The following is a 23,750-nucleotide window of genomic DNA, read 5'->3' as shown; positions in this document are numbered from 1 at the left end:
TGTGCGCGTTTGGCAGGAGCCGGCGTCTCGTCGCCGAAAGGCCGAGCGTGCGCCACGGCCGTTTCCGCCAATCCTGACAAAGCGTTAAAGTATGGATGTCCATACAGTATTTGTTGGCCGCTCCTCCTTTCGCCATGCGCAGCTCCACCGTCCTCGTCGATCTCTCCGACGCCCCCGAAGGGGTGTGGCGCGGCGACGAGCTGGGTGAGGCCGGCGCAGCGACCTGCCCGAGCGGGCATCCTGGCCTGGATGCCGAGTTGCCCGGCGGCGGCTGGCCGCTCGGGGCGATGACCGAGCTGCTGCAGCCCGACGCCGAGGCGCCTCTGTGGCCTGTGCTGTTGCCGTCACTGGCGCGGGCCGTGGCCGAGCGCGGCCAGCCGGTGGCGCTGATCGGCCCGCCGCACGAGCCTTTCGGCCCCGCGCTGGCGGCCGGTGGCCTGCCTCTGGAGTCCCTGCTGTGGGTGCGGGCCGACGCCGCCCCCGCCCGGCTGTGGGCCTGTGAGCAGGCGCTGCGCTGCGCCGAGGTGGCCGCCGTGCTGGCCTGGCTGCCACAGGCGCGGCTGGGTGAGCTGCGCCGGCTGCAGCTGGCCGCTGCCCGGCATGGCGCGCTGCTCTTCGTCTGCCGGCCCGATGCGGTCGCGCCGTCGGCATCGCCCGCGCGCCTGCGCCTGCGGCTGCAGCCCCGGCCCGACGGGCAGCTCGACGTGCACCTGCTCAAGCGCCGCGGGCCGCCGCTGGCCCACCCCCTGCCGATGCCGGGCCGCGGGACGCGCCTTGGTGGCCTGCTCGATGCCATGCGGCCCGGCCGATCCGTCGTGCCCGCATCGACCCGCACCCAGCCCATGGGCGAGGGCGGTGCCACCGTGGTGCGCCTGGACCTGCGCCGCGCCCTGCGCCAGGACCCTGCCCATGCACTGGCTCGCGCTTCAGTGGCTGCCTGAGCCCGCCGCCTCGGGCGAGGCAGCGCCGGACGCCCCCCCGCCGCAGCCGGACGTGGCCTGTCCCACGCCCGAATCGCTCGGCTGGTGGGCCCTGCAGTTCACGCCCCATGTCGCCTGGCTGGACGAGGCACTGATGCTGGAGGTGTCGGCCTGCGAGCGGCTGTGGGGCGGCCGGCGCGCCCTGATGCGGCAGATCGGCGCCAGCGTGCCGCCAGGCCTGAAGGTGCGGCAGGTCACCGGTGCCACCAGCCTGGAGGCGCTGGCCCGGCTGCGGCTGTACATCGCCCGGCAGCCCCAGCCCAGCCGGCTGCCCGACGACCTGCCGCTCGAAACCCTGGGTGCCGCCACCCCCCACCTGCAGGTGCTCGCCCGCCTGGGCTGTCGCACCTGGGGCGACGTGGCGGCCCTGCCGCGCGGGCCGCTGGTGCGGCGTTTCGGCGCGCCGCTGCGCGAGGCGCTGGACCTGGCCTGGGGCCTGCGCCCCGACGGCCTGCCCTGGCTGCAGGTGCCCGACAGCTTCGAGCAGCGGCTCGAACTGCCCATGCTGGCGCAGTCCGCGCCCGAGTTGCTGTGGGCAGCCCAGCGCCTGCTGGGCGCCCTGCGCCTGTGGCTGCAGGCACGCCAACGCGGCGCGCTGGCCATCGAGCTGTCTTGGACGCTCGACCTCAAGCGGCTCGATGGCGCCGAGCTGCCCCGTTCGCAGCAGCTGCAGGTGCGCACGGCCGAGCCCACGCAGGACATGGCCCACCTGCGGCGGCTGCTGGCGGAGCGGCTGGCGCTCACCCAGCTGATCGCGCCCACCGGCTGGCTGCGGCTGCGCTCGCTGGAGACGGCCGACTGGCAGGGCCGCACCCGCAGCCTGTTGCCGCCTTCGCTGCCCGGCGCTCATGCCGGCGCCTGGGCGGAGGAGGGGCGCGAGGGCGAGCCCCTGCACCAGCTGCTCGAAAAGCTCAGCGCCCGGCTGGGCGCGCCGCAGGTGCTGGCGGCGCAGCCCGTGCAGGACCATCGACCCGAAGGCCGCCAGCGTTGGCGGCCGGCGGCGGGTCCGAAGGCCGCCGTTCCGGACAAGGCCAGTCCAGGCACAGGCCGCCCGCGGCAGCACGCCGGCGCCCGGCATCCGGCCTCGAGCCTGGGCGGCGCCAGGCCTGCCGGCGAACAGGTCTTGGGCGAGCCGGGTTCCGTCCTGCCCGACATCGGCACCGGCCTGCTGCCCGCCTGGCTGCTGCGCGAGCCGCGCCTGCTGCCCGTGCAGGACGGCGAGCCCTGCCATGGCGGTGCCCCGCTGCGGCGCCTGGCCGGTCCGCAGCGGCTGGAGACGGCCTGGTGGGAATCCGGCCGGCCCGCTGCCCGCGACTACTACATCGCCCAGGACGCGGCCGGCGCGCTGTTCTGGATCTACCGCGAGCGGGCCACGCTCGCCGGCACCGAGGCGCCCGTGCGCTGGTACCTGCAGGGCATCTATGCCTGAGCTCTCGCTCAAGGACGAGGAGGCCCGGCGCCAGCAACGGCTGGCTGCGCGTGCCCAGGGGCCGGGCGTGCCACCCGCCGCGGGGCAGGCGCTGCCGGCCTATGCCGAGCTGCATGCCTTGAGCAACTTCAGCTTCCAGCGCGGCGCCTCCCATCCGTGGGAACTGGCGGTGCGCGCCTGGCAACTGGGCTACGCGGCCATCGCCATCACCGACGAATGCTCGGTGGCCGGCGTGGTGCGCGCCGTCAGCGGCCTGCGCATGTGGCGCGAAGAGCGCGAGGAGGACGGCCTGCCGCTGCCGCCGCATCCCGAGCCGAAGCTGATCTTCGGCAGCGAATTCGACTTCGGCCGTTTTCGCCTCGTCGTGCTGGCCCATGACCTCGAAGGCTGGGGCCACCTGTGCCAGTACATCAGCGCCGCCCGCATGCGCGAGGACGTCGCCAAGGGCGACTACCGCGCCGAGCTGGCCGATGCGGCGGCGCTGGTGCATTGCGAAGTGCTCTGCGTGCCGCGGCGCCGCAGCGGCGAGCCCATCGACGAGGCGGTGCTGCAGGCCGACCTGGCCACGGTGGCGGCGCTGTTCCCACCGCGCCCGGACGGCGAGCCCGGACCGCTGTGGCTGGCGGTGGAGCTGTTCCACGAGGCCGACGACGCGCTCTGGCTGCAGGTGCTGCGCCGCGTCGGCGAAGCCACCGGCCTGTCGCTGGTGGCGGCGGGCGACGTGCACATGCACCTGCGTTCGCGCAAGCCGCTGCAGGACGTGCTCACGGCCGTGCGCGAGGGCCGGCCGGTGGCCGACTGCGGGTTCGCGCTGCAGCCCAATGCCGAGCGCCACCTGCGGGCACGCACGCGGCTGGCGCGGCTGTACCCGGCCGAGCTGCTGGCGCGCACGCTCGTGATCGCGGATCGCTGCAGCTTCCAGCTCAAGGAGCTCAAGGAACAGTACGTCTACCCGCAGGAGGTCATCGGCTCGGGCGAGACGCCGGCGCAGACGCTGATCCGCAAGACCTGGGAGGGCGCGCAGACGCGCTATCCCGAGGGCGTGCCTGCCAAGGTCAGCGCGCAGATCGAGAAGGAGCTCGACCTCATCCTCGAGCTGAAGTACGAGATGTTCTTCCTCACCGTCGAGGACATCGTCGCCTTCGCGCGCCGTGAGGGCATCCTCTGCCAGGGCCGCGGCTCCTCGGCCAACTCGGCCGTCTGCTACTGCCTCGGCATCACCGCCGTGAACCCCGACGACGGCAACCTGCTGTTCGAGCGCTTCATCAGCCGCGAGCGGGCCGAGCCGCCCGACATCGACGTCGACTTCGAGCACGACCGGCGCGAGGAGGTCATCCAGTACATCTACGAGACCTACGGCCGCGAGCGCGCCGCCATCGCCGCCGTGGTCATCAGCTACCGCTCGCGCAGTTCGCTGCGCGACGCCGGCAAGGCGCTGGGCATCGACGAAGGCTTGGTCGACGCCTTCGCCAAGGACCACTACTGGTTCGACGACCCCATGCTCGACGAGCGGCTGGAGGCCGCCATGTCCCGCGCCGGCGTGCGCGAGGACCCGTTCCGCCTGCGGCTGTGGATCGGCCTGGCCAACGAGCTGCGGGGCTTTCCGCGTCACCTCAGCCAGCACGTCGGCGGCTTCGTGCTCACGCAGGGGCCGCTCACCCGGCTGGTGCCGGTCGAGAAGGCCAGCATGGAGGCGCGCTCCATCATCCAGTGGGACAAGGACGACCTCGACGAGATCGGCATGTTCAAGGTGGACGTGCTGGCCCTGGGTATGCTCAGTTGCATCCGCCGCGCGCTGGACATGGTCAACGGCTGGCGCGGCACGGCGCACCAGATGCACCAGCTGCCCACCGACGATGCGCGGGTCTACGACATGATCGGCCGCGCCGACACCGTGGGCGTGTTCCAGATCGAGAGCCGGGCGCAGATGTCCATGCTGCCGCGCCTGCGCCCGCGCAACTACTACGACCTGGTGATCGAGGTGGCCATCGTGCGGCCCGGGCCGATCCAGGGCGGCATGGTGCATCCCTACCTGAAGAACCGCGCGAAGGTGGAGCGGGGCGAGAAGATCGCGCTGCGCTACCCGCAGCTGGAGCCGGCGCTCAAGCGCACGCTGGGCGTGCCCATCTTCCAGGAGCAGGTGATGCAGATCGCCATGATCGCCGCCGGCTTCAGCCCCGGCGAGGCCGACCGCCTGCGCCGTGCCATGGCGGCCTGGCGGCGCACGGGGCACATGGAGCGCTTCTACGGGCCGCTGGTCGACGGCATGGCCAAACGCGGCTACGACCGCGACTTCGCCGAAGCCATCTTCAGCCAGATCCAGGGCTTCGGCGAATACGGCTTCCCGGAAAGCCATGCCGCCAGCTTCGCCAAGCTGGTCACCGTCAGCAGCTGGCTCAAGTGCTACGAGCCGGCCTGCTTCCTGGCGGCCATCCTCAATGCGCAGCCCATGGGCTTCTACACGCCCTCGCAGCTGATCCAGGACGCGGTGCGCCATGGCGTGCAGGTGCGGCCGGTGGACGTGACCCGCAGCGACGCCTTCTGCACCCTGGAGCCGGCCGACGGGGCCGGTCCGCCCCCCGCGCCCGCCTGGGCCGAATCCGCGGCCCAGGCGCTGCCGGGCCAGCCGGCCGTGCGACTGGGCCTGCGCCACATCAAAGGCCTGAGCCCCGCGGCGATGACGCGCCTGGTCGAGGCCCGGGCGCGCTCGCCCTTCACCGGCACGGGCGACCTGGCCCGCCGCGCGGGGCTGGGCCCGGCCGAGATGGCCCTGCTGGCCGGCGCCGACGCCCTCCAGGCCCTGGCCGGCCACCGCCGCCAGCAGGTGTGGGAGGCCACGGCCTCGCACCGCGCCGCGGCCCTGCTGCGCGATGCGCCGATCCACGAGGCGCCGCTCGCCCTGCCGGCGGCAGAGGAGGGCGAGGAGATCGTCGGCGACTACGCCAGCCTGGGCTTCAGCCTGCGGCGCCATCCGCTGGCGCTGCTGCGGCCCCGGCTGGCGGGCTGGCGCCTGTCGAGCGCCGAGGAACTGCGCGCCATGCCCAGTGGCATGCCGGTACGCGCCTGCGGCATCGTCACCGTGCGCCAGCGGCCGGGCACGGCCAAGGGCACCGTCTTCGTCACGCTGGAGGACGAGACGGGCGCGGTCAACGTGGTGGTCTGGGCCCGCGTGGCCGAGCAATGGCGCGAGCCGCTGCTCAAGTCGCAGTTGCTGGCCGTGCGCGGCACCTGGCAGCGCGACCAGGACACGGGCGGCAAGGTCTGCCACCTGGTCGCCGAGGGCCTGCGCGACCTCACGCCGCTGCTGGGGCGGCTGGCCCGCGAGAACCGCAGCCGCGATTTCCATTGAGGGCGCGTGGCTGAGCTGGGAGGAGAAGTCCGCCGTATCTCCTGCGTCGACCGGCGGTGGGGTCCTTGGGGCGATGGGCGGCTGTGGCCTGCTGCACTGGCGACGCGTCTCGGCGCACTGGCGGTGGGGCCTCCATGCAGTGGGGATAGGGCGCCGGTGCACTGGGGGTGGGGCGCCGGTGCCCTGGCGGTAGGGCTCCGATGCACTGGCGATAGGGTGACTAACCCGGCAGAGGACGCCGGCATGCGCGCTCCCGGTGCACGCTCGCGCTGACCGGCTTGCCTCACCAGACGGGTGCCCGCTCTCCACCGACGTGCTTGCCGCAGTGCACGGCGCCGCGAATGGCACCTCCGCACGCACACCGGCATCCTCTGCCTCGACGTTGGGCGTGAACGACCGGATCGGGTCGGGTGCCTTGGTACTTGCGCAGCGTCGCGCTGAACGGCCCGAGGACCGGGAACCTTGGCTCCCCTCTCCCCTCGCGGGAGAGGGGCTGGGGGAGAGGGGGTGCCTCACCACGGGCTTGCCAGTCGTTGACGCCGTCGCCCCCTCTCCCCAACCCTCTCCCGCAAGGGGAGAGGGAGTCCATGCAGACGCGGCGTCACCCCCTGGGGGCTCGCGCGCAGCGTCGAGGCGGAGGGTGCCGGTGTGCGTGCGGAGGTGCCATTCGCGGCGCCGTGCAGTGCGGCAAGCACGTCGGTGGAGAGCGAGCACCCGTCCCATGCAACAAGCCGGTCAGCGCGAGCGTGCACCGGGAGCGCGCATGCCGGCGCCCTCTGCCGGCTTAGCTTCGCGGCACTCGCACCGGAGGTGGATCTGGCTCGTCCGCTCGGACAGCCGCCCTGCCTTGCACATCCCGGAAAGTGAATAAAACATAACCAGTCCGGTGGAATCCGGCGTTCGGTGGTCGCCGGAAAGGCGGTGCCGCGTGCGATTTCCCCAGCAAAAAGTACCTGATAGGGGCTTGAGTCAGGAATTTCACATCTTTTTACTATAGTTAATTAAGCTAACATGAACCTCGATTTCAGCCGAAAGGCTTAGCCCTTTCCGTTACATCTCATGCCTTTCGTCCAACGCAACTTCCAGGGAGAGATCGTGGCGATGTTCGCCACGGCGCAGCCGCAGGCCAGCGAATGGCTGGATGCCCAGGCCGCCGAAGTGCGGGCCTTCGTGGGCGAAGCGGCACCTGGGGCGACGGCGGCCTTCGGCAACCTGGACAGCGATTTCATCCGGGTGCTGGAGGACGTCATCGACGCGCTGATCGACAAGAACCTGCTGCGCCTGACCGACCTGCCGCTGGAGGCCCAGCGCAAGCTGCTCGCCCGCAAGGACCTGCGCCAGCACCTGCGTGGCCGCCTGGACCTGGTGCCTGGCGACGACGTCATCTGACCCTTTTCCCGACGAATGTCCTCCACGCCTGACACCAGCGTGCCTCCTGCACGCACGGCTGCGCCTTCCCATGTTCCGGACGAACGGCTGCTCCACGAAGACCCGCTGCTCGATTGCCTGATCGCCATCACGCAGATGCATGGCCAGCCCTGGAGCGCCGAGGCGCTCACCGCCGGGCTGCCGCTGGTGGACAGCCGCCTGACCCCCTCGCTGCTGCTGCGCGCCGCCGGCCGGGCCCATCTGGCCGCCCGGCTGGTGCGCCGGCCCCTCGAAGGCCTGGGCACGTCGCACCTGCCGGCCATCCTGCTGCTGGCCAACGGCCATGCCTGCGTGCTGCAGGAGCGGCTGGAGGACGGCCGCCTGCGCATCCGCCGGCCCGAGTTCGGTGAATCCTCCGAGGTGATCGACGCCGAGGCCCTGGCCGCCGAATACATCGGCGTGGCCGTGCTGCTGCGCCCGCGCTTCCGCTTCGAGGCCCGTGCGCCGCAGGTGAGCGCGCTGCGCGGGCGCCACTGGTTCTGGGGCGTGGTGCTGCAGAACTGGCGCCTGTACCGCGACGCGCTGCTGGCGGCCCTGGCCGTCAACCTGTTCGCGCTGGCGGTGCCGCTCTATTCGATGAACGTGTACGACCGCGTGGTGCCCAACCGCGCCACCGACACGCTGTGGGTGCTGGCCATCGGCGTGCTGCTGGTGCTGGTGTTCGACTTCGTGCTGCGCACCGTGCGGGCCTACATCGTCGACACGGCCAGCAAGCGCATCGACGTGCAGCTGTCGTCGCAGATCATGGAGCGGGTGATGGGCCTGCGCATGGACGCGCGGCCGGCCTCGGCGGGTTCCTTCGCATCCAACCTGCGCAGCTTCGAGTCGGTGCGCGACTTCATCGCCTCGGCCACGCTGACCACGCTGGTGGACCTGCCCTTCATCTTCCTGTTCCTGGGGGCGATGGTGTGGATCTCGCCCTGGGTGGTGGTGCCGCCGGTGGTGGGCATCCTGCTGGTGGTCATCGCCTCGCTGCTGGTGCAGCACAAGATGCACGACCTGACCGAGACCACCTACCGCGCCTCGGCCCAGCGCAACGCGGTGCTGGTCGAGAGCCTGGTGAGCCTGGAGACGGTCAAGACCCTCGGCGCCGAAGGCTCCGTGCAGCGCCAGTGGGAGCGCTCCACGCGCTACCTGGCGCAGGTGGGCTCGCGGCTCAAGCTGCTGTCGTCGGCCAACGTCAACTTCACGCAGTTCGTGATGCAGCTGACCACCATCTGCGTGGTGATCGTGGGCGTCTACCAGCTGGAGGATGCGCACATCACCATGGGCGGCATCATCGCGGCCTCGATGCTCTCGGGCCGCGCGCTGGCGCCGCTGGGGCAGGTGGCGGCGCTGCTGACGCAGTACCACCAGGCGCGCACCTCGCTCAGCTCGGTCGAGCAGACCATGACCATGCCGGTGGAGCGTCCGGAGGACGCGCCCTTCGTGCACCGGCCGCAGTTCCAGGGCGCCATCGAGTTCAAGGACGTGCACTTCGCCTACCCGGGCCGCGAGCAGGGCGTGCTGCGCGGTGTGAGCCTGCGCATCGCGCCGGGCGAGAAGGTGGGCATCATCGGCCGCATCGGCTCGGGCAAGACCACGCTCGAGAAGATGGTGCTCGGCCTGTGGCGGCCCGCGCGGGGCCAGGTGCTGATCGACGGCATCGACTCGCGCCAGCTCGACCCGGCCGAGCTGCGCCGCGCCATCGGCTTCGTGCCGCAGGACATCAGCCTGTTCTATGGCACGCTGCGCCACAACATCACGCTGGGTGCGCCCTTCGCCGACGACAGCGCGGTGCTGGCGGCGGCCGACCTGTCGGGCGTGGCCGAGTTCGCCGACGCCCATCCCCAGGGCTACGACATGCTGGTGGGCGAGCGCGGCGAGTCGCTCTCGGGCGGCCAGCGCCAGGCGGTGGCCATCGCGCGCGCCGTGCTGTCCGATCCGCCCATGCTGCTGCTGGACGAGCCCTCGTCCAGCATGGACCACCAGAGCGAGGAGCGCCTCAAGAGCCGCCTGGCCCACTTCGCGCGCAACAAGACGCTGGTGCTCATCACCCACCGCACTTCGCTGCTGGACCTGGTGGACCGGCTGATCGTGATGGACAACGGCCAGGTGGTGGCCGACGGCCCCAAGGCGCAGGTCATCCAGGCGCTGCAGCAGGGCCGCGTGGGCCGTGCGGGCTGAGGGGGAGGGCAGGCACATGCTGCAGATCAAGACCGTTCCCCAGAAGAACACCTTCTTCGCCCGCCTGTCGCGCCGCTGGTCGCGCTTCGCGGCCCGCGTGGGCCGCCTCTTCGACCGCTGGATGGACGGCGCCGAGCGCGCCGAGCTGCACGACGAGAAGGACTTCGGTGCCGATGCCGAATGGGCCATCGCCGAGCAGAAGGCCCGCGGCGCCCGGCTGGCCGTGTGGATCACGCTGGCCGCCTTCGTGGTGCTGCTGGTGTGGGCCGCCTTTGCCAAGTTGAACGAGGTGACGCGCGGCGAGGGCAAGGTGATCCCGTCGCGCCAGGTGCAGCAGATCCAGAGCCTGGACGGCGGCATCGTCTCCGAGATCCTGGTGCGCGAAGGCCAGAAGGTCGAGACCGGCCAGGTGCTGCTGCGCATCGACCCGACGCGCTTCAACTCCTCGCTGGCCGAGAACAAGGCCCAGGTCTTCACGCTGCAGGCACGCGCCGCCCGGCTGGAGGCGCTGGCCTCGGGCAAGCCCTTCAACGTGCCGGAAGAGGTGCGCAAGGCCATCCCCGACGTGGTGGAGCAGGAGCGCGTGGCCTACGAGTCCCGCCGTGCCGAGCTCGACGCCTCGGTCGGCGTGGCCCGCCAGCAGTTGGCCCAGCGCCGGCAGGAACTGGCGGAGGTGGCCTCCAAGCAGGCCCAGGCCGCGCAGAGCTACCAGCTCACCGCCAAGGAACTGGAGGTGACGCGCCCGCTGATCCGCACCGGCGCCGTGTCGGAAGTGGAGCTGCTGCGCCTGGAGCGCGACGTGGCCCGCTTCCGCGGCGAGCGCGACATGGCCTCGGCCCAGATCCCGCGCATCCAGGCCGCCATCGGCGAGGCCCAGCGCAAGATCGAGGAAGTGGACCTGACCCTGCGCAACCAGGCCCGCAGCGAACTGTCGGAGGTGACCACCAAGCTGGGCGCCCTGCAGGCCGGCAGCGTCGGGCTGGCCGACCGCGTGAAGCAGGCCGAGATCCGCTCGCCGGTGCGCGGCATCGTCAAGCAGCTCATGGCCAACACCGTGGGCGGCGTGGTGCAGCCGGGCAAGCAGATCCTGGAGGTGGTGCCCAGCGACGACACGCTGCTGCTGGAGACCAAGGTGGCGCCGCGCGACATCGCCTTCCTGGTGCCCGGGCAGCCGGCCATCGTCAAGTTCACTGCCTACGACTTCGCCACCTACGGCTCGCTGGACGGCAAGCTGGAGACCATCGGCGCCGACACCGTCACCGACGAGAAGGGCAATGCCTTCTACTTGGTGCGGGTGCGCACCACCAAGAGCGAGATCGGCGAGCAGAAGCTGCCCATCCTGCCCGGCATGGTGGCCGAGGTGGACATCCTGACCGGCAAGAAGACGGTGCTGTCGTACCTGCTCAAGCCAGTGCTGCGGGCCAAGGAGCGCGCGCTCACGGAGCGTTGAGAAGGTGTGAACGAATCCGACATGTCCGCTCGTCCTGCCAAAACACGGCCACTCGGCGTTGCAAATACTCGCCATAGCCCGGGCTATGGCTGCGCTTTGCGCCTTGATTGGGCGCGTTTTCGCAGCCCGCTCGGCCACGCCGGATTCATTCACACCTTCTGAGCCCGGCTTTCGTTCCTCCGCCTTCCACGATCCTGCCTGCTTGCCTGCCTGTCGATGACGCCTGAACCCCTGCTGATCCTGACCCATGACGATGTGCTTGCGGAGCGCTGGGCGCCGCTGGGCAGCGGGTGGCCGGTGGTGCGGGGCGCGGACTTGTCGGCCCTCGCGGACTGGCGGGCCCAGGGCCGTCGGCTGGTGCTGATGGACGCGCAGATGCCCGGACTTCCCGGCTGGCAGGACGCGGGCTGGCCGGCCCGGCTGTCCGGCATCGATGCCCTGGTGGGCCTGGGCGCGCCCGACGACCGTCAGGGGGCCGCGGTGCTCCAGGCCGGTGCCGGCGGCTTCTGCCATGTCTATGCGCCGCTGCCGACCGTGCGGCAGGCCTTGCAGGTCGTGGCCTCGGGCGAGTTGTGGGTGGGACGGGACCTGCTCACCCGCCTGCTCCGGCTGCTGGACGAACGGCCACCGGCCCAGCCGGCCAGGGCGGTGCCCGATGCCGCCTGGGCCCAGGACCTGACGGTGCGCGAACGCGAGGTGGCTGAACTCGCCTCACTGGGCGAGGCCAACGACGCCATCGCCGAGCGCCTGGGCATCACGGCACGCACGGTCAAGGCCCATCTGTCGACGGCCTTCGACAAGCTGGGCGTGGCCGACCGCCTGCAGCTGGCGCTGCGCGTGCACGGCATCCGGTAGCGCCTGCTCCCCCTGCGAGAGCCGGCCCCGCCCGCGCCCACCCGCAGCGCGCGGCGGCATTCGGGTGCGCCGCCGCGGTCGCGGCTCGAACGGCCGGGCCCGCCGAAATGCCCTGGGCAAGGGCCGGGCACGATTCATCGGCTGTGGAGGGGCGCGGTGAGGGCCGGCGCCGCCGGATTCGCGCCGGATGCGGCCGTTTTCCAGCGATCACACGCAAAACTGTGAACTAGTTCCGCATCCAGGCGCGCCGGCATTGTCCTCAAGGCCAATGTGCGAGGAGGAAACGTTACTTAACATTTTCCGTAACGTTTTTTCACTGTTATCCACGCCATGGCCACCACCACGACCGCTGCCGCTGCCACCGGGACCATCACCGCCCTGACCGGCAAAGCCTTCATCCGGCTGCCTTCGGGCCAACTGCGCGCGCTGCAGGTGGGCGATCTCGTCCGCGAAGGGCAGCAGCTCGTCATCGAGGACGGCGCCCTCGTCGAGATGCGCACGCCGGGTGGCGAGCTGGTGGTGGCCGGTCCGCGCGAGGTGTCGACCAATGCCGAGATGCTGGGCGCCGCGCCCACGCCGGAGCGCTCCGAAGGGGCGGTCAACAAGGGCACCGCCGCCGTGGACCAGGTGATCCAGGCGCTCAACCGGGGCGAAGACCCGTTCCAGGATCTGGATCCGACCGCCGCCGGCCTGACGGGTGGCGAAGCCAGCGAAGGCCATTCCTTCGTGGTGCTGGACCGCATCGTCGAGACCACGCCCTCGCTGAGCCTGGCCCAGGCCAATGCCTCTGCACTGCCGACTGCGGCGCTGCCGCCCAGTCCGAGCCTGCTGCTGGCCGATGCCGCCAACAATCCGCCGACGGCCGAAAACGCCAGCGTGACCACACCCGAAGACACGCCGATCGCGGGCCGGGTCAGCGCGACCGACATCGACGGCAACCTGCTGACCTATTCCGCCGCCGGCAATCCGCAGCACGGCGTGGTCGTGGTCAATGCAGACGGCACGTACGTCTACACCCCGGCCAAGGACTACAACGGCCCGGACAGCTTCACCGTGACCGTGAGCGACGGCCAGGGCGGCACCACCACCGCCACCGTCAACGTGACGGTCACGCCGGTCAACGATGCGCCCGTGCCCGCCAACCCGGAGAACCCGCCTGCCGGCCAGAACTTCGACCCGGCCACCGGCAACTACCGCATCACCACGCCCGAGGACACGCCCGTGTCCGGCAAGGTCGCGGCCACCGACGTGGACGGCGATCCGCTGACCTTCACCAAGGGCAGCGATCCGACGCACGGCACGGTGGTGGTCAACAGCGACGGCAGCTACACCTACACGCCCTCGAAGGACTACAACGGCAGCGACCAGTTCACCGTGGTGGTGAGCGATGGCAATGGCGGCACGGCCACGTCCACGGTGTTCGTGGGCATCACGCCGGTGAACGATCCGCCGGTGGTGGTCGATCCCCCCAGTCCGCCCCCCGGCCAGAACTTCGACCCGGCCACCGGCAACTACCGCATCACCACGCCCGAGGACACGCCCGTGTCCGGCAAGGTCGCGGCCACCGACGTGGACGGCGACCCGCTGACCTTCACCAAGGGCAGCGATCCGACGCACGGCACGGTGGTGGTCAATGCCGACGGCAGCTACACCTACACGCCTGCCAAGGACTACAACGGCAGCGACCAGTTCACCGTGGTAGTGAGCGATGGCAACGGTGGCACGGCCACGTCCACGGTGTTCGTGGGCATCACGCCGGTGAACGATCCGCCGGTGGTCGTTGATCCGCCCAGCCCGCCCCCGGGCCAGACCTTCGACCCGACCACGGGCGACTACCGCATCACGACGCCCGAGGACACGCCTGTGTCCGGCAAGGTGGCCGCCACCGATGTGGACGGCGACCCGCTGACCTTCACCAAGGGCAGCGATCCGACGCACGGCACGGTGGTGGTCAACAGCGACGGCAGCTATACGTACACGCCTGCCAAGGACTACAACGGCAGCGACCAGTTCACTGTGGTGGTGAGCGATGGCAACGGTGGCACGGCCACGTCCACGGTGTTCGTGGGCATCACGCCGGTGAACGATCCGCCGGTGGTCGTTGATCCGCCCAGCCCGCCCCCGGGCCAGACCTTCGACCCGGCCACGGGCGACTACCGCATCACGACGCCCGAGGACACGCCTGTGTCCGGCAAGGTGGCGGCGACCGACGTCGATGGCGACCCGCTGACCTTCACCAAGGGCAGCGACCCGACGCACGGCACGGTCGTCGTCAACACCGACGGCAGCTACACCTACACGCCCGCCAAGGACTACAACGGCAGTGACCAGTTCACCGTGGTGGTGAGCGATGGCAACGGTGGCACGGCCACCTCGACGGTGTTCGTGGGCATCACGCCGGTGGACGACGCCAGCGTGCTGGCGCCGGACGTGAAGACGACGACGGAAGACAGCCCGGCGCTGGGCAATGTGCTGGCCAACGACCGCGACGTGGACAACGTGCTGAGCGTGGCCTCGTTCCAGGTGGCGGGCCAGGCGGCGGTGCTGGCGGGCGGCACGGCGACGATCGCGAACGTGGGCACGATCAGCATCGCGGCCAACGGCGACTACGTGTTCACGCCGGCGGACAACTGGAACGGCCAGGTGCCGACGGTGACGTACACGACGAACACGGGCTCGTCGAGCACGCTGGACATCACGGTGACGCCGCTGGACGACACGCCGGCGCTGAGCAACGACGTGGCGAAGACGCAGGAAGACACGGCGGTGAAGATCGACGTGCTGGCCAACGACACGGACGTGGACGGCGACAAGCTGTCGATCATCGCGGTGGATGGCAAGGACATCACGGCGGGCCCGGTGGCGGTGACGGGCGGGGTGGTGAGCCTGAACGGCGATGGCACGCTGACGTACACGCCCAACAAGGACTACAACGGCAACCTGAGCTTCACGTACACGGCCACCGACGGCCGCACGCCGGTGACGGCGACGGTCAATGTCGAGGTCACGCCGGTCAACGACGCACCCACCGTCCCCAACTACGGTCTCACGACGCAGGAAGACAAGCCCATCAGCGGCAAGGTCACGGGCTCGGACGTGGACGGCGACACGCTGACCTACACCAAGGGCAGCGACCCGGCACACGGCACGGTGGTGGTCAACACCGACGGCAGCTACACCTACACGCCTGCCAAGGACTACAACGGTGGCGACAGCTTCACCGTGACCGTCAACGACGGCAACGGTGGCACCACCACGTCGACGGTGACCATCACCGTGACGCCGGTGAACGATCCGCCGGTGCCGAGCGATCCGCCGGTCACGCCGCCGGGCCAGAACTTCGACCCGGCCACGGGCAACTACACGATCACGACGCCGGAGGACACGCCGGTCAAGGGCCAGGTGGCCGCCACCGACGTGGACGGCGATGCACTGACCTTCACCAAGAGCAGCGACCCGACGCACGGCAGCGTCACGGTCAACGCCGACGGCACGTACACCTACACCCCGGGCAAGGACTACAACGGCAGCGACAGCTTCACCGTGACGGTGAGCGACGGCAACGGCGGCACGGCGACCTCGACGGTGAACGTCACCGTCACGCCGGTCAACGACGCGCCCACGGCACCGAGCACCAGCATCTCCACGCCCGAGGACACGCCCATCGACGGCAAGGTCACGGGCTCGGACGTGGACGGCGACACGCTGACCTACACCAAGGGCAGCGACCCGGCACACGGCACCGTCACCGTCAACACCGACGGCAGCTACACCTACACGCCCGCCAAGGACTACAACGGCGGCGACAGCTTCACCGTGACCGTCAACGACGGCAACGGCGGCACCACCACGTCGACGGTGACCATCACCGTGACGCCGGTGAACGATCCGCCGGTGCCGAGCGATCCGCCGGTCACGCCGCCGGGCCAGAACTTCGACCCGGCCACGGGCAACTACACGATCACGACGCCGGAGGACACGCCGGTCAAGGGCCAGGTGGCCGCCACCGACGTGGATGGCGACGCACTGACCTTCACCAAGAGCAGCGACCCGACGCACGGCACGGTCACGGTCAACGCCGATGGCACGTACACCTACACCCCGGGCAAGGACTACAACGGCAGCGACAGCTTCACCGTGACGGTGAGCGACGGCAAGGGCGGCACGGCGACCTCGACGGTGAACGTCACCGTCACGCCGGTCAACGACGCGCCCACGGCACCGAGCACCAGCATCTCCACGCCCGAGGACACGCCCATCGACGGCAAGGTCACGGGCTCGGACGTGGACGGCGACACGCTGACCTACACCAAGGGCAGCGACCCGGCCCACGGTACGGTGGTGGTCAACACCGACGGCAGCTACACCTACACGCCCGCCAAGGACTACAACGGTGGCGACAGCTTCACCGTGACGGTCAACGACGGCAATGGCGGCACCACCACGTCGACGGTGACGATCACCGTGACGCCGGTGAACGACCCGCCGGTGCCGAGCGATCCGCCGGTCACGCCGCCGGGCCAGAACTTCGACCCGGCCACGGGCAACTACACGATCACGACGCCGGAGGACACGCCGGTCAAGGGCCAGGTGGCGGCCACCGACGTGGACGGCGATGCGCTGACCTTCACCAAGAGCAGCGACCCCACGCACGGCACCGTCACGGTCAACGCCGACGGCAGCTACACCTACACGCCCAGCCAGGACTACAACGGCAAGGACAGCTTCACCGTGACGGTGAGCGACGGCAAGGGCGGCACGGCCACCTCGACGGTGAGCGTCACCGTCACACCGGTCAACGACGCGCCGGTGGCCGTCAAGGACACCGTGACGACCGACGAGGACACGCCCGTCACCATCCAGGTGCTGCGCAACGACACCGATGTGGACGGCGACAAGCTCACCGTGGTGGGCTTCACCCAGCCCTCGCACGGCACCGTGGCGCTGGACGCCAACGGCAACCCGGTCTACACGCCCGGCCTGGACTACAACGGCGCCGACAGCTTCACCTACACCATCAGCGACGGCAACGGCGGCACCTCGACCGCCACCGTGTCGATCACGGTGGGCGGCGTCAACGACGCGCCAGAGCCCAAGCCCGACACCAACAGCACCAGCGAAGACGTGGTGCTCAAGGTCGGCGTCACTGGCGGCGTGCTGGCCAACGACGTCGATCCGGACGGCGACAGCATGGCGGTGACCCAGGTCAGCTTCGGCGGCAGCATCGTCGATGCCGGCAAGGCCATCGAAGGCAGCTGGGGCACGCTGACGCTCAATGCCGACGGCAGCTACACCTACGCGCCCAATGCGGCCTCGCAGGCCCTGACCACCGGCCAGAGCCAGAAGGACGTGTTCACCTACACGGTGACCGACCCCTCGGGCGCCACCGCCACCACCACGCTGACGCTCACCGTCAACGGTGCCAACGACGCGCCCGTGGCCGACAACCAGGCCCGCACCACGCCCGAGGACACGCCCATCACCGGCCAGATCGTGGCCCGCGACGTGGACGGCGACACGCTGGGCTATGCCAAGGGCAGCGACCCGGCCCACGGCACCGTCACGGTCAATGCGGACGGCAGCTACCTCTACACGCCCGCCAAGGACTACAACGGCAAGGACAGCTTCACCGTGCTGGTGAGCGATGGCAACGGCGGCACGACCACGGCCACCGTCACCATCGACGTCACGCCGCAGAACGACGCGCCCACGGCGCCCGACTACAGCATCACCACCCGCGAAGACACCCCGATCGACGGCAAGGTGGTGGGCAGCGACGTGGATGGCGACACCCTCACCTATGTGAAGGGCAGCGATCCGGCGCACGGCACGGTGGTGGTGAATGCCGATGGCACCTTCACCTACACCCCGGGCAAGGACTACAACGGCGGCGACAACTTCACCGTGACGGTGAGCGACGGCAAGGGTGGCACGGCCACGTCCACCGTGACCATCGGCGTCACGCCGGTGGACGACGCCAGCGTGCTGGCGCCGGACGTGAAGACGACGACGGAAGACAGCCCGGCGCTGGGCAATGTGCTGACCAACGACCGCGACGTGGACAACGTGCTGAGCGTGGCCTCGTTCCAGGTGGCGGGCCAGGCGGCGGTGCTGGCGGGTGGCACGGCGACGATCGCCAACGTGGGCACGATCAGCATCGCGGCCAACGGCGACTACGTGTTCACGCCGGCGGACAACTGGAACGGCCAGGTGCCGACGGTGACGTACACGACGAACACGGGCTCGTCGAGCACGCTGGACATCACGGTGACGCCGCTGGACGACACGCCGGCGCTGAGCAACGACGTGGCGAAGACGCAGGAAGACACGGCGGTGAAGATCGACGTGCTGGCCAACGACACGGACGTGGACGGCGACAAGCTGTCGATCATCGCGGTCGATGGCAAGGACATCACGGCGGGCCCGGTGGCGGTGACGGGCGGGGTGGTGAGCCTGAACGGCGACGGCACGCTGACGTACACGCCCAACAAGGACTACAACGGCAGCCTGAGCTTCACGTACACGGCCACCGACGGCCGCACGCCGGTGACGGCGACGGTCAATGTCGAGGTCACGCCCGTCAACGACGCCCCCAAGGCGGTGGACGATGCGGTCAACACCGCCGAGGACACGCCGATCTCCATCCCGGTGCTGCGCAACGACACCGACGTGGACGGCGACACGCTGAGCATCATCGGCTTCACGCAGCCCTCGCACGGCACCGTGACGCTGGGCGCGGACGGCAATCCGGTCTACACCCCCAGCCTCGACTACAACGGCGCCGACAGCTTCACCTACACCATCAGCGACGGCAACGGCGGCACCTCCACCGCGACCGTGTCCATCACCGTGGGCGGCGTCAATGACGCACCCGTGGCGGTGGCCGACACCAACATCACCAGCGAAGACCTGGTGCTCAAGGTGGGCACGGTGGGCGGCGTGCTGGCCAACGACCGCGACGAGGACGGCGACACGCTGTCGGTGGTCAAGGTCGGCTTCAACGGCACCTCGGTCGATGCCGGCAATCCGGTCCAGGGCCAATGGGGCACGCTGACCATCAATGCCGATGGCAGCTACACCTATGCGCCCAACGCAGCCGCGCAGGGCCTGGACGACGGCGAGAGCGCCAAGGACGTCTTCAGCTACACGGTCACGGATCCTTCGGGCGCCACCTCGACCACGACGCTGACGCTCACGGTGACGGGCGCCAATGACGCGCCCGTGGCGGTGGACGACTCGGCCACCACGCCGGAAGACACCGCGGTGACCGTCAGCGTGCTGACCAACGACACCGACGTGGACGGCGAAGCGCTGACCGTGACGCAGATCGACGGCAAGGCCGCCACCGTGGGCCAGGCCATCGCGGTCGAGCACGGCACGGCCACGCTCAATGCCAACGGCACCATCACCTTCAACCCGGACGCCGGCTACAACGGTCCGGCCAGCTTCACCTACACGGTGAGCGACGGCACGGCGCGCGACGTCGCCACGGTCAACATCGTGGTGGACAGCGTGAACGATCCGCCGAACGCGCTGGACAACGTGGTCACCGGCTTCGAGGACGCGCCGCTGACCTTCGATCCGCGCTCCAACGACGTGGATCCGGACGGCGACGCGCTGACCATCACCGCCATCAACGGCCAGCCGATCACCGTCGGCAAGCCGGTGGCCCTGGGCGATGGCCTGCTGAGCCTGAACACCGACGGCACGCTGACCTTCACGCCCAACAAGGACTTCAACGGCAAGGTCGACTTCCAGTACACGGTGGACGACGGCCGCGGTGGCACCGACACCGCCAAGGTGACGATGAACATCACGCCGGTGAACGATCCGCCGGTGCCCACCGACGTGCCCAACGTGCCGGGCCAGAGCTTCGATCCGACGACCAAGAACTACAGCCTGGTCACGCCCGAGGACACGCCGATCAGCGGCAAGGTGGCCGCCACCGACGTGGACGGCGACACGCTGACCTTCGCCAAGAGCAGCGACCCGGCCCATGGCACGGTCACCGTCAACACCGACGGCAGCTACACCTACACGCCCAGCCAGGACTACAACGGCAAGGACAGCTTCACCGTGACGGTGAGCGACGGCAACGGCGGCACGGCGACGTCGACGGTGTTCATCACCGTCACGCCGGTCAACGACGCGCCCACCGCGCCGAACTACAGCCTGACCACGCCGGAAGACACGCCCATCAGCGGCAAGGTGGTGGGCAGCGACGTGGACGGCGACACGCTGAGCTACACCAAGGGCAGCGATCCGGCCCATGGCAGCGTCACGGTCAACGCCGACGGCACGTACACCTATACCCCGGGCAAGGACTACAACGGCAGCGACAGCTTCACCGTGACGGTCAAGGACCCCAGCGGCGCCACGGCCACCTCCACGGTGACCATCGGCGTCACGCCGTCCAACGACGCGCCCACGGCGCCGGACTACGCGCTGACCACCCTGGAAGACACGCCGGTCAGCGGCAAGGTGGTGGGCAGCGATGCGGACGGCGACCCGCTCAACTACACCAAGGGCAGCGATCCGGCCCATGGCAGCGTCACGGTCAACGCCGATGGCACCTTCACCTACACCCCGGGCAAGGACTACAACGGCAGCGACAGCTTCACCGTGACGGTCCGCGACCCGAGCGGCGCCACGGCCACCTCCACGGTGACCATCGGCGTCGAACCGCAGAACGACAACCCGGTGGTGCCCACCAACTACAGCGTGGCCACCGACGAGGACAAGAGCGTCAGCGGCCAGGTGAAGGCCACCGACGTGGACGGCGACAACCTGAGCTACAGCGCCGGCACCGCGCCGAAGCACGGCCAGGTGGTGGTCAATGCCGACGGCACCTACACGTACACGCCGACCAAGGACTTCGCGGGCACCGATGCCTTCACCGTGGTCGTGAACGACGGCGCCGGCGGCACGGCCACCACGACGGTGAACGTGACCATCGCCCCGGTGGCGGACACGCCCAAGGTGGTGGTCGACGTCGGTACGGCCGTGGCCAACCAGGTCACGGTGAACAGCCAGAACGCCACGTCGACCGACCAGGGCTTCAAGGTCACGGCCACCAAGCTGGACGGCACGCCGGGCACCATCAGCTTCATCAATGGTGGCGGTGTGGTGGGCTTCGGCGTGGCCGGTGCCGCCAGCAACGGTGCCGACACCGAGCTGGGCTACCAGTCCGGCAAGTCCGAGAAGCTGTCCATCAGCTTCGACCAGGCGGCCTCCAGCGCGACGCTGACCTTCTCGTACCTGAACCCGACCGAGCACGCCAGCTACACGCTGTACGACGCAGCCGGCCGTGTGATCGGCGGCGGCGTGGTGACGGGCGTGACCGACCAGATCGATCCCTCGATCACGGTCAAGAGCGACACCGGCGCGCTGATCAGCCGCATCGACTTCGCCGCGCCCGGCACCAACGACGACTACGTGCTCAACAAGGTCAGCTACGTGGTGGGCGAGACGGTGCCGGTGACGGTCTCCGTCACGCCGACCGACGTGGACAACTCCGAGTTCGTCAGCGGCGTGGTGCTGCGCATCCCGGCGGGGGCGACGCTGTCGGCCGGCACGGCCAATGCCGACGGCACCTGGACGCTGCCGCTCACGGGCAATGGCGGCTACACAGTGAACGTCGATGCGGTGACCCATGCGGTAACCATCACCGGCCTGACCCTGTCGGTGCCGGCCTCGTACACCGGCGACCTCTCCGTCACGGCCGTGGCCACCGTGTATGACACGGTGCCGACGGCCACCACCACCGGCACCGGCAGCGACACCGAGACCAATGCGCCCATCGTTGCCTACGACGACGTCGGCAGGGTCAAGAGCGGTGCGACCCTGACCGTCTCCGCGGCCAACGGCGTGATCCAGAGCGGCGCCGATGCCGGCGGCAAGGACGTGGGCACGGGCCTGGTGGTCACCGGCGTGCACACCGGCGGCGACGCGACCAGCGTGGCCGCCACCGCCACCGCCGCGCCCGGCCAGACGCTGACCGGCCAGTACGGCAAGCTCACGCTCAATGCCGACGGCAGCTACAGCTACGTGGCCGACAACGCCAGCGGCCTGCCGAGCAACAAGACGGTGACGGACACCTTCACCTACACCGTCACCGGCGAAGCCGGCAAGACCGAGACGGCGCAGCTGGTGATCTCCATCGGCGGCACCAACAACGCGCCCACCATCCAGGCGGGTGCCGTGGCGGCCGTGTCGGAAGAGGGCCTGCCGGGCGGCATCCCCGACACCACGGGCAACACCGACACCACCAATGCACGCACCGCAACGGGCAACGTGGTGATCGGCGACATCGACGGCGACACGCTGGCGGTGACGCTGGTGGCGCCCACGACGGCCCTCACCTCGGGTGGCCAGGCCATCGTCTGGACCGGCGCCGGCACGCAGGAGCTGATCGGTCACATCGGCAGCGCCACGGGCACCGAGGCCATCCGCGTCGCCATCGGCAACGACGGCGCCTACACCGTCACGCTGAGCAAGCCGCTCGACCAGCCCGTCAAGGGCCAGGAGGACGTGAGCCAGTTCAACGTGGGCGTGCGCGTCAGCGACGGTGCCACCGCCACCACCGGCAGCCTGACGGTGCGCGTGGAGGACGACAGCCCCGTGGCCACCAACAGCACCGCCACCGGCTTCGTGCGTGCGGACAGCATCAGCATCAACTCGCTGCAGGGCGGCTGGATCAACCCGGTGTTCGACAACGGCACGCGCCAGACCAGCCAGTCCAACACCGACAACGACAGCCTGATCGACAAGATCAGCTGGGGCACGCCGGCCAGCGGCAGCGGCCAGTCGGGCTACACGCTGGTGGACAACATCGGCTACACCAGCGCCACGGGCACCGCCATCAAGGCCGGCACGCCCTTCAAGCTGGCCGACTTCACGCACGACAACTGGCCCATCAACAGCGGTTCGTCCACGCTGGACAAGGTCACGATGACCATGTCCGCCAACGTGGTGATCAACGGCGTGGTGACGGCGGTGAGCTTCAACGTGCTGTTCGACCACACCGAGACGCCCAACGGCAACGATCCCGTGGCCTCGCGCGACATCATCAGCCTGCCGGCGCAGGATGTGATCGTGCAGGTGGGCATCCAGAGCTACACCTTCCGGGTGGAGGGCTTCAAGGATGCCAGCGGCAACCTGGTCAACACGATCTACACCGACGAGCAGGCCAGCAACACCTACAGCCTGTGGGGCAGCATCAGCTCGACCGATGCGCTGCCGCACATCACCGGCCAGGTGGATGCGCAGGCGGGCGCCGACGGGCTGGCCAGCGTGAGCTGGGGCGACCTGACGAGCCAGTACGGCACGATGAAGGCCAATGCCGACGGCACCTACGACTTCGAGGTCAACCGCGCCACCCGCGACACGCTGGCCCCGGGCCAGTCGGTGACGCAGAACTTCAGCTACACCGTGACCGACAAGGACGGCGACACCGCCACCTCGACGGTGACGATCAGGATCGAGGCGCCGAGCGAGATCCAGCTGACGACCACCACCGGCCAGGACTACACGGGCACCGACCATGGCGACCGCATCGTGGGCAGCACCGGCAACGACGTCATCAACGGCGGTGCCGGCGACGACTCGATCCGCGGCGGCGACGGTGCGGACACGATCCGCGGCGGCTCGGGCAACGACGTGCTGACCGGCGGCGCCGGTGCCGACACCTTCGTGTGGAAGCTGGGCGACCAGGGCACGTCGGCCACGCCGGCGCGCGACATCGTGACGGACTTCGGCACCGCGTCCAAGGCCAACGGTGGCGACGTGCTCGACCTGCGCGACCTGCTCCAGGGCGAGAACCACAACAGCGGCATCGGCAACCTGGGCAGCTTCCTGCACTTCAGCAAGTCGGGCAGCGACACGGTGATCGACGTGAAGCACGAGGGCGCGGCCGGCGGTGCGGTGACCCAGCAGATCGTGCTGAGCAATGTGGACCTCACGGCCAACAACTCGCTCACCGACGCGGCCATCATCCAGAACCTGCTGAACCAGGGCAAGCTGATCACCGACTGATCGGCGAAGGCCCCCAAGCAAAGCAGCCCCCTCGCGGGGGCTGCTTTTTTTTGCGAGACG

8 protein-coding genes are annotated in these 23,750 nt (G+C 69.9%); all 8 read left to right on the top strand.

Features of this window, described 5'->3' with window-relative positions; translation table 11 throughout:
- The first annotated feature begins 134 nt into the window (after positions 1–134).
- The 8 genes from imuA (at position 135) to L0984_RS03990 (ending at position 23,690) form a co-directional block, all read left to right on the top strand.
- The gene (gene imuA, locus L0984_RS04025; RefSeq protein ID WP_234192444.1) at positions 135–941 is read left to right on the top strand and encodes a translesion DNA synthesis-associated protein ImuA; all 807 of its coding nucleotides are present in this window, start codon (positions 135–137) and stop codon (positions 939–941) included.
- Positions 910–2,409, top strand: coding sequence for a Y-family DNA polymerase (locus L0984_RS04020; RefSeq protein ID WP_234192443.1), 1,500 nt, complete (start codon positions 910–912; stop codon positions 2,407–2,409). Before imuA ends, L0984_RS04020 begins: the two co-directional genes overlap by 32 nt.
- Entirely contained in the window at positions 2,402–5,758 is a 3,357-nt protein-coding gene (locus tag L0984_RS04015) for an error-prone DNA polymerase (RefSeq protein ID WP_234192442.1), read from the top strand. Before L0984_RS04020 ends, L0984_RS04015 begins: the two co-directional genes overlap by 8 nt.
- A 1,059-nt stretch (positions 5,759–6,817) precedes the next feature.
- Positions 6,818–7,147 (top strand): hypothetical protein, encoded by a 330-nt coding sequence (locus L0984_RS04010; RefSeq protein WP_114805026.1) that lies wholly within the window; start codon positions 6,818–6,820, stop codon positions 7,145–7,147.
- A 15-nt stretch (positions 7,148–7,162) separates the two neighbouring features.
- Positions 7,163–9,352, top strand: coding sequence for a type I secretion system permease/ATPase (locus L0984_RS04005; RefSeq protein WP_255697113.1), 2,190 nt, complete (start codon positions 7,163–7,165; stop codon positions 9,350–9,352).
- Positions 9,353–9,368: 16 nt separating this feature from the next.
- Positions 9,369–10,802: an HlyD family type I secretion periplasmic adaptor subunit gene (locus L0984_RS04000; protein WP_370645885.1), complete on the top strand. Its 1,434-nt coding sequence runs from the start codon at positions 9,369–9,371 to the stop codon at positions 10,800–10,802.
- A gap of 216 nt (positions 10,803–11,018) precedes the next feature.
- Positions 11,019–11,657, top strand: coding sequence for a helix-turn-helix transcriptional regulator (locus L0984_RS03995; protein ID WP_234192441.1), 639 nt, complete (start codon positions 11,019–11,021; stop codon positions 11,655–11,657).
- Positions 11,658–11,987: 330 nt separating this feature from the next.
- Positions 11,988–23,690, top strand: a complete 11,703-nt coding sequence (locus tag L0984_RS03990) for a retention module-containing protein (protein WP_234192440.1) — start codon at positions 11,988–11,990, stop codon at positions 23,688–23,690.
- Positions 23,691–23,750 lie beyond the last annotated feature (60 nt).

The organism is Pseudacidovorax sp. NFM-22 (assembly GCF_021401245.1).
GTDB lineage: Bacteria > Pseudomonadota > Gammaproteobacteria > Burkholderiales > Burkholderiaceae_C > Xenophilus.
The sequence above is the reverse complement of the archived record's forward strand: the minus strand, read 5'-3'. Positions and strand labels throughout refer to the sequence as shown.

Excerpts from the sequence above, each read along its gene's own strand:
- L0984_RS04005 (WP_255697113.1), top strand. The coding sequence starts at position 7,163 with ATGTCCTCCACGCCTGACACCAGCGTGCCTCCTGCACGCACGGCTGCG.
- L0984_RS04020 (WP_234192443.1), top strand. The coding sequence starts at position 910 with ATGCACTGGCTCGCGCTTCAGTGGCTGCCTGAGCCCGCCGCCTCGGGC.
- L0984_RS04015 (WP_234192442.1), top strand. The coding sequence starts at position 2,402 with ATGCCTGAGCTCTCGCTCAAGGACGAGGAGGCCCGGCGCCAGCAACGG.
- L0984_RS03990 (WP_234192440.1), top strand. The coding sequence starts at position 11,988 with ATGGCCACCACCACGACCGCTGCCGCTGCCACCGGGACCATCACCGCC.
- L0984_RS04000 (WP_370645885.1), top strand. The coding sequence starts at position 9,369 with ATGCTGCAGATCAAGACCGTTCCCCAGAAGAACACCTTCTTCGCCCGC.
- L0984_RS04010 (WP_114805026.1), top strand. The coding sequence starts at position 6,818 with ATGCCTTTCGTCCAACGCAACTTCCAGGGAGAGATCGTGGCGATGTTC.
- L0984_RS03995 (WP_234192441.1), top strand. The coding sequence starts at position 11,019 with ATGACGCCTGAACCCCTGCTGATCCTGACCCATGACGATGTGCTTGCG.
- imuA (WP_234192444.1), top strand. The coding sequence starts at position 135 with ATGCGCAGCTCCACCGTCCTCGTCGATCTCTCCGACGCCCCCGAAGGG.